The organism is Primorskyibacter sedentarius (assembly GCF_004342065.1).
Lineage (GTDB): Bacteria > Pseudomonadota > Alphaproteobacteria > Rhodobacterales > Rhodobacteraceae > Primorskyibacter > Primorskyibacter sedentarius.
The window spans coordinates 26,381-38,029 of record NZ_SLZU01000005.1 but is presented as its reverse complement, the minus strand read 5'-3'; the positions used below and the strand labels follow the sequence as shown (position 1 = coordinate 38,029).

Sequence of the window (11,649 nt, the reverse complement as noted above, 5' to 3'; positions counted from 1 at the left end):
GTCGGCGCCATCTTGGAGTGTAGGCAAATTTTGCACCGCCAGTAATACCGTCCAAAGTCTTAGCGGGCACAGGGGCGACGACTGTGGTCACCCCGAAGATCGCCGGAATCTCGGGTCGGCAAGCGGCGTTCGGGCGGGCCTATGCTGGTGGTCAACCCGCTACCCAGAACCTTGGCACGGCAGCCGGGCTGGCGCATGCCCTGCCCGGTCGTTCGTCGTCCCCTCTATTGCGTGCCCGCCGTGTCGTCGCTCCTGCGCGTCAAGGGTCTGACGACCGACGCGACAGGTTTCAGGCAGGCCTCGATCTCTGCAAAATCAAGCACTTCCTTGGCCTCAAGCTCCCTGATCAGGGACAGCACACCTTTCTCATTGCCGGCGATTGTCGCGATCGCTTCGGCCTCGGCCTCCTTCAGCAGCTCGGTCACCGCGCTATCCACGCGGGCGGCGGTCTGGTCCGCATGCGCGCGCGGCTGGGCCATCGACTGCCCAAGGAAAGGATGATCATCGCTCTGGCGCAGATCGACGGGGCCGATTTCTTCGCTCATCCCCCAGCGGGCAACCATCGAACGCGCAAGCGCCGTGGCGCGCTTGATATCGTCATCCGCACCGGAGCTGACGCTGCCGATCAGGTGTTTCTCGGCAGCCCGCCCGGCCAGCAGGACGACAAGCTGTGCGTGGAGGTACTCTTCGGACAAGGTGTGGTGCTCTTCACGCTCCAGCATATGCGTGCCGCCAAGGCTCCGCCCCCGCGGGATGATCGTCACCTTGTAAAGCGGATCGGTGCCCGGGGTGAAATAGGCCGCCGCCGTATGCCCGGACTCGTGCACTGCAAGGCGATGTTTCTCGTCGGGCTGTATCGCCAGGGTGCGCACTGTGCCCATCATCACCTTGTCGCGCGCCTCGCCCAGATCGGCTGCGGTGATCGTGGCCGCATGTCGACGCGCCGCCTGAATTGCGGCCTCGTTCAGCAGGTTCTTCAGATCCGCGCCGGAAAATCCCGGCGTCCCCGCTGCAATCGTGTCGAGATCCGCCGGATCGGCCAACGGCAGGGGTTTCGCGTGGATCCCAAGGATCGCGCGCCGCGCGTCCTTGTCCGGCAGGTTCAGTTCCACATGCCTGTCAAAGCGCCCGGGCCGAAGCAACGCGGGGTCGAGCACATCAGGCCGGTTCGTGGCGGCCAGCACGACGACGGCCTCCTTGCCTTCGAACCCGTCAAGCTCTGCCAGGATCTGGTTCAGCGTCTGCTCGCGCTCGTCATGCCCGCCGCCAAGCCCGGTGCCACGGGTGCGACCAATACTGTCAAGCTCGTCGATGAAAATCACCGAGGGCGCGGCTTTGCGGGCAGCCTCGAACATCTTGCGCACGCGCCCGGCACCGACCCCGACGAAGACCTCAATGAACTCCGATCCCGAAGTAGAGAAGAAAGGTACATCAGCTTCGCCCGCCAAGGCTTTGGCCAAAAGCGTCTTTCCTGTTCCCGGCGGTCCCATCAGAAGCACCCCGTGCGGCACTTCGGCACCGACCTTCTGAAAGCGTTCGGGCTCGCGCAGAAACTCGACCAGCTCCGCGACTTCCTTCTTGGCCTGATCCTGCCCCGCCACATCGTCAAAGGTGGTGCGTCGCGCAGGCTCGCTGGGCTTGGAAAACCGCCCGCTGAAGAGCCCGCCCACGCCGCCTGCCCCAAGGCCGCCGCCCATCTGGCCCAGCATCCGCCGCTGGAACCAGAAATACACCGCCAGGATCAGGATCCATGGCAGCAGATAGCTGAAGATCGATACGCTGGCAGGCTCCTCGGCCGTGATCTTGACGCCCTTTTCCTCCAGCAATGGAAGAAGATCAGGGTCGTCCTGCGCGGGCGTCACGGCGCGATAGAACTGAGGGTCCACCGCCGGATCATCGCCGAGTGAAACCGTGATCGCGTGCTCCTCAAGAACTGCACTTGTTACTTCACCTTCGTTTATCATCCCCTTGATTTCACTATATGAAACAACTTCCGCCCCGCCATCGTAGCTAGTCAGGGAGGAAAACGCCAAGGCACCAAAGATCAACGCCCAAAAGGCGACGAGGATACCTTGTCGTTTAAGGTCATCTTTTGGCGGTTTGCCCGGTTTGTCGTTCGGCATGGCAACATCTCCTGTTCCCACCGATACTGGCGGCAAAACAGCGTGCTGACATTGATATCCATCAATTTTCGCGGCGATGCGCAGCAACTCGCACCTATGCACGCCGTTGGGGCCATCCTGACGGCGACGAATTCCGACGCGTATCTGTCGGTTTGCTACGCATTCATTGATCCGGATGCGCTGACATAGGCTTTGATTACGCGGGTGGAACGCTCGAAACTATAAAATAACGCCAGCAATCCAAAGCTGCCCGGGGTGGGCATGCGGGGAGTCTTCTCACTGTATCAACTGCCCTGTCAAAGGGTCTGACAGGGCAGCAGTTTTTCAATTCCTCAATCGGATCAAGAGAACCAGCCCGAGACCTTGTTCCAGACCGATTTGGTCGCCTTGACCGGTGCGGCTGCGCTTTTGATCACTTCGACGCCAGAGATCTCCGGCATCGGCTCTGAGGCGAAAGATTCCTCTTCCGGTGCCAGGTTCGCCTTCTCAACGACATCCTGCGTCACCTCGCCTGCAAAGGCGGACATCTTCGCCAAAGTCGCCGGGCCGGCCATGCCATCAGCGTCCAGACCATTTGCGGACTGGTACTCTTCCACGGCCTTTGCCGTGCCGGGCCCAAACCGCCCATCGGCTGTAATTCCAAGAGCTTCCTGGAGTTTCTTCACCTGCGCACCACGGGACCCAACGCGCAGCAGGATAAGCTCGTGCAGTCCCATTGCGGCAAATGTGTCTGGCCCTGCGATCCCGTCAACTGCCAACCCGTTGGCGGATTGGTAGTCCTTCAGTGCCTTTTCCGTACCCGGCCCGAAATCACCATCGGCCGTGATCCCCAGCTTCTCCTGCATCCGCTTGACGGGTGCGCCTTTGAGGCCCTTCTTCAGAATGGACATCTGCGTGTTCTCCTTTTTTGATCAAGCTTACGTGCCCAATGAGGACAGTTAATAGCTACTTCCCACAGTAGCGATGCGTGAGGGGGAAACTACAGGCGATTTTCGCCGGAAAGGCAGGGCGGCATTTGACGGCGCGCTGACGCCCTCACCCCCCTCATGAAGCGCAAATTGGTCAAAAAAGTTGACAGGTTACGCTAGGTAACGTGAAGATGCATTCTTGTGAAGCACACTGTCAGCCCAACTGACCAAGCGCTTTACGTGATAAACTGGGAGGAAGAAATGACCTGCAAGTACACTCTTTCGGGCGTATTGCTCGGGTCCCTGCTGGCTGCGCCCGCTTTGGCGCAAGACAACATGGACAAGTTGACCAATATGCAAAAGACCGGCGCGACCTTCACCTTCGTCGATCAGGACGGGGACCGCGCCGACTCGCTTCGGCAGATCCTGCCGCATATCAGCGTTCCTGACGGGTTCGAAGTCAGCCTGTACGCGGTGGTGCCGGACGCGCGGTCCATGGCGGTTGCCCCGCAAGGCACCGTGACTTTCGTGGGCACGCGCAAGGACAAGGTCTGGTCCGTCGTGGATCGGGACCGCAACCGGGTTGCCGACGAGGTGATGGATTTTGCGCCTTCCATCACCTTCGATATCCCCAACGGGCCCTGCTTTTCGCCCGACGGTTTTTTGTACATTGCAGAGCGTAACCGCGTGCTGACCTTCCCGGCGGCAGAGTTCTTTTTCGAAGGGCCGGACCCGGCGGTCGGCGAGGTCGTGCCGCAGGGCGAGCTTATCCCGGCTGAGGAGGAAAGCTTCAACCACACGGCCCGCGTCTGCCGCGTGGGACCAGATGGCAAGCTCTATATCTCGCTCGGCCAGCCCTACAATGTGCAACCGGCCGAAAAGCTGGAGATGTACGACGAGATTGGCATCGGTGGCATCATCCGGATCAACACCGATGGGACGGGCCGTGAAGTCTATACCCGGGGGGTGCGCAATTCTGTCGGCCACGATTTCAACCCGGCCAACGGCGACTTGTGGTTCACCGACAATCAGGTGGACGGGATGGGCGACGACATCCCGCCGGGCGAGTTGAACCGGCAGACAGCGGCCGGGCAGCATTTCGGCTTCCCCTGGACCAACGCGCGGGTAGAGCTTCCGGATTACAAGGGCGTTGAGCGGCCCGAGGGTGTCGAGTTCGTCGAACCTCAGGTCGAAATGCAGGCCCATGCGGCCGATCTGGGGATGAGCTTTTATCGCCATTCGTCCTTTCCCGACAAGTATCACGGCGGTATTTTCTCTGCCCAGCACGGGTCGTGGAACCGGACGACACCCGTCGGCGCTCGGGTGATGTTCACCGCGCTGGACGAAGAGGGCAACGCTGCCGCGACGGAGGTATTCTCTGACGGCTGGCTGAACGAGGAGACCGGCGAATATCGCGGACGCCCGATGGACATTGCCTTCCTCCCGGATGGATCCATGCTGGTCTCTGACGACTTCGCGGGCGCGATCTGGCGCATCGCCTACAACCCCGCATCGACAGAATGAAGCGTGTCCTGACAATTCTCCTCGGCGGGCTGATGCTCGCCGGGGGTGGCGCGGCCCTTGCGGGAGATCCGGCGGAGGGTCGCAAGGTGGCCAACATGTGTCGGACCTGCCACGGCATCGATGGGTTTGCGCAGATCCCGATCGCCCCGCATATCGGTGGCGAGCCCGAAGAATATCTCGAAGCGCAGCTGATGGCTTTCAAGACCGGTGCCCGCCAGCACGAGATGATGTCGGTCGTGACGGCCGGTCTTTCGGCGCAGCAAATTTCGGATGTGGCGGCTTGGTATGCGTCACATAGGGCGGTGGCCAGCCTGCCAGAGGGTGTCAGCCCGGAAGATGCGCCAGAGGCTTGTGTGTCGTGCCACGGGGTTGACGGCATATCGGTGCTTCTTGACGCGCCAAATCTCGCCGGGGAGGTGAATATCTACATCGACACCCAACTCAAAGCCTTTCGCACTGGCAAACGCCAGCACGAGATCATGTCCGAGGTTGCGTCTGAACTGACCAACGCAGAGATCCGGGCGCTGGCAGATTGGTATGCAAATGTGATGCTGGAAATTGAACAATCCCAGTAGTTTTCAATAAGGAGTTAATGTATCAATGCCCCTTTAGACGTGCAGGCGGCCCTGCTCACCGGACCCATTTGACAAAGACGCGTGCGCGTTCAAATCGCTAGAGTACTTCTTTGCGAAGGATGTTAGCCTTTCGCCAGGCAGAGCAGAAAACAGGAGAAACTGATGCGTATTACTTTGTCGGCTGCTTTGGCGGCGGCAGCCTTGATGGCTGCGGTCCTCGCCAATCCAGCCAATGCGGATATGCGGAATCGGCACGAGGTTTATGGCGTCGATGAGGGCGACATGCTGAAGATGCGCGCAGGTGCGGGCACTGGATATATCGTGATCGTGGGCTTGCCCAACGGGTCCGTCGTACGTGTGCATGAATGCGAACAGACTGGCAGCACGCGGTGGTGCCGCGTTTCGCTTGACCGGGCGCCGGGGCTCAAGGGATACGTGTCCTGGGCATATCTGCGCGAACTTTGATCACTGGTTCAAACGTAATCGCGCGACCTCTGTTGGCAGTGCGCGAACACTTCCTCGCGCAGGCAGACTTGGACCCCGGAGAAGGCCGACGGGCACATCCCGTTCGCCCGTACCCAGAGCCAGCATGCCATCGTGCAAAACCATTCCGGTCGATGATGCCAATCCTTGGTCAGGTAACTGAGACCAAGCGGGTATTGGCGGCCGGGGCATGCGCCCCCCGGCCGCCAAGCATCAAATCAGGATCGTGGTATCCGCGAAGACAATGCTCTCGACAAAATAGATTTCATCAACGTCGCCGGAGCCCAGGTCTGTCAGCGTGACATGCGTGGCGCTGTTGGTCACCAGCGAGAAATCGGTGGACGCGCGCCCAGACGCGTCGAACACGTCCACCCCCTGATCCCCGTAGATCGCATCATTGCCCGCACCGAAGATGAATGTGTCGTTGCCGCCGCCGCCCAGCAAGGTGTCATTGCCGTCCAGCCCGGAAATGCTGTCGCTGCCATCGCCGCCGCGGATCATGTTGTTGCTCGAGTCCCCTTCGAGCGTATCGCCGAAGCCCGTCCCGATCAGGTTTTCAAAGCCTGAAAGGACGTCTCCTGCGGCGTCGCCATCCGTGCCCGTTCCCGCAGTCAGAGAGACAGTTACCGGGCCGTTGATCCCGCGATAGTCCAGCCAGTCGACACCAAGCCCGCCATCAAGCGTGTCCGCGCCGGCACCGCCCCGAATGACCTCGTCGGCGCCAGACCCGGATATGGCATCAGCAAATTCGGACCCGATGAACCCTTCGAACCCAGAAAAACTGTCGCCCGCGGCCCAACCGCCAGCCACTAAGGAGCCTGCATCAAGCGTGATGGCAGCCTCTGCACCGCGATAATCGAGCCAGTCGAGCCCCGCGCCGCCGACCATCGTGTCATTGCCTTCTCCGCCACGAATAAGATTGTCGCCGCTATCCCCGGTCAGCCGGTCGTCATTTTCGGACCCGAGGATGTTGGGAATGCCTGTGACGACGTCCCCGTCAGCGTCCCCCCCCGAGAAGATGTTGTTCGCCAGATCCACCGTTACCGCAGCGTCCGACCCGCGATAATCGAGCCAGTCATTGCCGGTGCCTGTCAACACGTCCGCCCCGGCCCCGCCCCGCAGCACATTGACAAGACTATTCCCTGTCAGAGTGTCGTCGCCAGCCGATCCCAGCAGGTTCTCTATGCTGTCGAGCTCATCCCCGGCAGCCTCGCCACCCGCCGTCGCGCCGGTATCAAGGTTCACTGAAACCGGCGCCGCAGACGTACGATAATCTGCCCAATCGGCGCCTGCCGCACCGGACAGCGTGTCGGCGCCAAGCCCGCCGCGCAGAACATTCGCGTCACCGTTCCCGGTCAGCGTGTCGTCAAAACTGGTGCCGATCACGATCTCGATGCCCGATAGCGTGTCATTGCCGCCCGCGCCGGTCGCTGTGCCCGCGTTCAGATCGACCTGCACCGCGCCGCCCGCACCGCGATAATCGGCGTGATCCCGTCCATCGCCGCCGACGAGGCTGTCATCTCCGCCCCCGCCTCTGAGCAGATCGTCCTCGGCACTGCCGGTCAGCGTGTCGGCATGGGCACTTCCCACAATACGTTCGATACCGGTGAAGCTATCGCCGGCCGCGTCCCCCCCGCTGGCCGACCCCGTCCCGAGGTTGACAGCTACACCCGAGGAGGAGTCCGCATAGCTCAGCCAATCATAGCCGTCACCGCCGTGAAGCGTATCCCCGGCTCCGCGCCCCACGAGCACGTCATTGCCGTCAAGCGCGTTGATTTCTTCGGCGTTGCCGGTTCCTGACAATATGTCATCGAATTCGCTGCCGATCAGGACCTGAAAATTCGCCAGCACGTCTCCGGCGGCGGCCCCGGCATTCTGGGCGGAGTCTGAAAGATCAACGGTAACACCGTTCAAAGCGTCCTCGTAGGTGATGGTGTTTATGCCAACACCGCCGTCGAACCCGTCTGACCCCGCAGTAGCCGAGAAGACATCGTCATTGTCGATCCCATTGACACGCAACGTGACAGTGGCCGTGCTGGCGCCGTTAAGCTGATAGGTGAACGTCTCGGCCGAACTCTCCCCCACGGGCAGTGCTTCATTGTCGGCGCTGATCGTATAGGTCAACTGACCGCTGGCGCTGAGCATGACGGAATTGCCCGAGGCCAGCGTGACGGTCGCACCGACATTTGCAGCACTGCCATTGACGGCGGTGACCGTGGCGGCCAGCGGCGCGAAGATGTCGATCGTGGTCGGGTTCGCGGCCAGCACGTCCAGCGCGTTGACTGCCCCCGTCACGGTGTCCGCAAAGGTGAAGATGTCGTCGGTCGCAGTCAGCACATCGTCGTCCGTCACATCCAGCGTGTCGGACCCGTTGTCATAGCCCGCAGCGCTGGCGGTGATGGTCACGCTCTGGGTGCCATCAATCAGCAGGTCGTCAACCGCGGCGACAGTGAAGGACGCGCTGGCCTGACCGGCCGCGATAAGCACAGTCGTGGGGGCCGTCGCCTCTGACACGTCGTCGCTGCTGAGCGTGACGAGAAGCGCGTCTGTCGTATCACCATCACGCGTGACGGTGACCGTCGTCGTTCCAAGCCCTTCCGATACGGACGCGCTGGCGATTGAAACGGTCAGTTCGGGATCACTCGCGATGTCGATCGACATCGTTCCAAGGCTGGTGGTATTCGCGCCGTCATAGCCGGTGAAGGTCAGCGTGTCGGCATTGTCGCCGGACAGGTCGGCGGCGCTTTGATATGTGATCGGCCCGATCAGATTGAGGTCGAGATAAGCATTTATCGCGGCTTGCGTGCCTTGAATGGTGACCGTGTTGGTGTCGACAAGCGACACGCTCACGCCTGCGGCGGGATCGGCGGCAATGGCCTGGAATGTGCCGGTGCTGGCATCGATCGTGAGGGTGTTGACCGCATCTTCCTCGTCCGCATAGACAAGCTGGCTGAGGTTCAGAAAGCCGGTTGTGTCCTCAACCCAACTGATATCGGGCGTCAGCCCGGACAAAAGCGGGGCATCATCGGTGAGCGTCACCGCGACCCCCACGGTCACCGGCAGGCTGCTTTGCCCGTCGGACAGGCTGAGACCGATATCATAGGTGGCCAAGGCACCCGCGCCGCTATCGGTCCAGGTGACGAGGCCGTCGGTCACGTCCTGCTGCGTGAATGTGTCATTCACAGCCAATGCTGAACCGGACAAAGAAAGCGTGCCAGCGGCAGGCAGGCTCGTCACTGTATAGGTCAACGTGTCGCCATCAAGATCCGTGGCCAGAAGCATGGCAGTTGTCAGGGTCACGCCGCCGCCTTCTGTGACCGCCAGACCGCTGTTGACGTCGACACTTGGCGGGGCATTGCCCATACGACCGCTTGGCAGCGTCTGGGTGACGCTGTGCGACGTGGTCCAGTTTGCTTCGTCGCTGATTGCCGCCAGAAGGGCTGTGAAGCTCAGGTTGGTGGGGCCTGAATAAACGCCGTTTTCCCATTCCGGCACCGTCACTACCGGATTCTCGCCCAGCGAAATGGCGTTGACGCCATCCGTCAGGCCGGTTGGTACAAGGGACGATCCGGTGATATCGGCGTAAACCGTATCAAATTCTGCCGCTTCGAAATGCAGCGCGAAGACGTTGGACAGGTTGGTTCCGGTCGCGTCGGCCTCGCCCTGATAAAGCATGATCTGGTCACCGGCGCTCGACGGGCCGAAACTTCCCAGATAGTAAGTGCCCGGAACCGGAAAGAAATCCTCTCCGCCATTTGTCAGAAGATCGTCATAGGCAATGATCGTCCCTGCAGAGATGTCGGTGGGCGCGACCCAGCGGCCCGCGCCCTCGCCCGCGCGGTAGGTGGAGCCCGTCCATCCACCATCGGTGAAGTTCAGCTCTGTCCCGGCCACGACGTCCCGCAACAGGACGAAGGCGAAATTGTCCGCGCCGGTCGAATTATAGCCCACGATAGCCGCACCGCCCGCCGACAGGTCCGTTCCGCCCCCGGTCGCGATGCCGCTGCCCGCAATGGCAAAGCTGTAGCTCGCCTCGTCCGGATCGTCAGAAACAACGGTGACCGTCGCGTCGTGGCGGCCGCCCTGCGCAGGATCGAAAGTTACATCAAAGGTCGCGGCCGCGCCTGCCGCGACGCTGGACGAAGACAGGTTGGAGACGGCAAATGCCGCTGAATCGTCGCCAGACAGCGCAATGGACGCGATGTTGAGCGTGTCACTGCCCGTGTTGCGCACCGTGTAGGTTACCGTGACGCTGCCGCCACCGACCGCCGCCGGGGTGAAGACAGTGCTGTCCGTCCAGGACGCGGTGGTATCGCCGGATGCGATGGGCTGCGCATTGCCCAGGAGTTCGATATCCGGCTCGACCGGGCCACCGCTGGGGGTGTACGGGCCTGCGGGCAAGGTCTGCGGGTCATCGGACCCCGTCCAGTTATTCTCGTTGTTGATGGCTTGCCGCAGCAACGCCTCTGTGGGCTGGCTGGACGGGTTCCAGACGCCGCTGTCCCATTCCGTGGCGCCATTGGCAAACGAGATCGCCGTATCGCCATCGATCAACCCGGTGGGAAGAAGCGAGACACCTGTTGCATCCGAATAGACGGTATCGAACGTGTCGGCGTTATAGTGCAGTGCCGCGATATTGGTGATCGAACTGCCCGCGCCATCGGCACTGCCCTGATAGGCGATGATCTGGTCGCCCGCCGTGCCGATCCCGAAACTCCCCGAAAAATAGGCCGTATCGGTGACGTCCCAATCCAGCCCGCCCCCATCGGCGGCTGAATCGTAGGTGATCACGGTTCCCGCGCTGATATCCGAAGGTGCGGTCCATTGCACCGCGCCCTCGCCCTGTCGGAACGTGCTGCCCGCCCAGCCGCCATCGGTGAACTTGATCACCGTGCCCGCAGTGACATCCGCCATCAAAACGAAAGCAAAGGCGTCGGACCCGTCAGCATTGTAGCCAACAAATGCGACGCCGCCGGCGCTCAACGTGGTGGCAGAGCCGGGATTTGCGCCGGAGCCCCGGACGTCGAAGCTGTAACTGCCTTCGTCCGGGTCATCGCTGACGATGGTCACCGTGGCGGTGCGTGCGCCGCCTGCCGAAGGGTCGAACTCAATTGTCAGCGTGGCATTGCCAGATCCGCCAACCGCCCCGACCGGCGAAGCTGTGACAGTGAAATCGCTGGCATGTGCGCCGGTAATCTGGATCGACGAAATGTTGAGCGGATCGCCACCCTGGTTCGCAATGGTGTAGCTGCGGCTGGTTGTGCCGCCGGTAACGTCCGCCGCCCCGAAGGCCGTACCATCTGCGGTGGTGGGGGTGATGTCGCCATCCGGGATTTCAGTCGCTCCACCAAGCACAGCGATATCCTGGGGTGGCAGGCTTGACGAAACGCTAAAGGAGGTCGCAAAGGGCGAAGTTGCAAAGGCGGTGTTCTGCCCAACCCAGTTGCTCGCCGTGTTGATGGCAGTGCGCAGGAAGTCCACTGTCCCGGTGGTCGGCCCGTTATAATAGCCGTTGTCATATTCATCGGGGATGCTGCTGTCGACGAAATGCAGCGCGTTCACCCCGTCTGTCAGCCCCGGCGGCAATTGAGAATCCGACCCGTCGAGCGCGGCTGTGGGATCCCACCCGTTGGGCCTTGTATTGAGTGCAGCGATCGGTGTCTCGCCGCTGCCCGCCTGGCCCTGATACGCGATCAGCTGGTCGCCTGCGGTCGATAAGGCGAAGCTGAACCCGTGAAACCCGCTATCGCTGTCGAAGATGGCTGTTCCGCTCGTGGCGCTGATCACCCCGGTGGATGAATTGGCCGCGATCGTCACGACTGTCCCTGTCGACAACGCCCCACCCGAGGTCCAGCGAACATTCCCCTCGTTCGGGTTCAATACGTTGTTTTGATATTCACTGTCGGTGAAGTTGATAACGGTTGAAGCGTCGACATCGCGAAGCAGGACAAAAGCAAAACTGTCGTCCGCCGACCCGCCCTGACCCTCTCCGGTGTAACCAATGATTGCAATGTCACCTGCGGAAAGCGTCGTCAT

Annotated in this window: 6 protein-coding genes; 3 read left to right on the top strand and 3 right to left on the bottom strand. The window is 61.5% G+C overall.

Annotation, left to right across the window (positions count from 1 at the left end):
- Positions 1–224: 224 nt before the first annotated feature.
- Complete coding sequence (ftsH, locus tag EDD52_RS09405) at positions 225–2,123, bottom strand: ATP-dependent zinc metalloprotease FtsH (RefSeq protein ID WP_132244212.1); 1,899 nt, start codon at positions 2,121–2,123, stop codon at positions 225–227.
- A gap of 341 nt (positions 2,124–2,464) precedes the next feature.
- The gene (locus tag EDD52_RS09400; protein ID WP_132244210.1) at positions 2,465–3,013 is read right to left on the bottom strand and encodes a peptidoglycan-binding domain-containing protein; all 549 of its coding nucleotides are present in this window, start codon (positions 3,011–3,013) and stop codon (positions 2,465–2,467) included.
- Between the two features lie 279 nt (positions 3,014–3,292).
- Between EDD52_RS09400 and EDD52_RS09395 the strand changes: the two genes are divergently transcribed.
- The 3 genes from EDD52_RS09395 (at position 3,293) to EDD52_RS09385 (ending at position 5,595) form a co-directional block, all read left to right on the top strand.
- On the top strand, positions 3,293–4,555 hold the full coding sequence (locus EDD52_RS09395) for a PQQ-dependent sugar dehydrogenase (protein WP_132244208.1): 1,263 nt from the start codon (positions 3,293–3,295) through the stop codon (positions 4,553–4,555).
- Positions 4,552–5,130 carry a c-type cytochrome gene (locus EDD52_RS09390; RefSeq protein ID WP_132244206.1) on the top strand — a complete coding sequence of 193 codons (579 nt, stop codon included), beginning with the start codon at positions 4,552–4,554 and terminating at the stop codon, positions 5,128–5,130. Before EDD52_RS09395 ends, EDD52_RS09390 begins: the two co-directional genes overlap by 4 nt.
- Positions 5,131–5,292: 162 nt before the next feature.
- Entirely contained in the window at positions 5,293–5,595 is a 303-nt protein-coding gene (locus EDD52_RS09385; protein WP_132244204.1) for an SH3 domain-containing protein, read from the top strand.
- 231 nt (positions 5,596–5,826) lie between these two features.
- On the opposite strand, the gene EDD52_RS09380 is transcribed toward EDD52_RS09385, so the two are convergent.
- Positions 5,827–11,649, bottom strand: a complete 5,823-nt coding sequence (locus EDD52_RS09380; protein WP_165907494.1) for a choice-of-anchor D domain-containing protein — start codon at positions 11,647–11,649, stop codon at positions 5,827–5,829.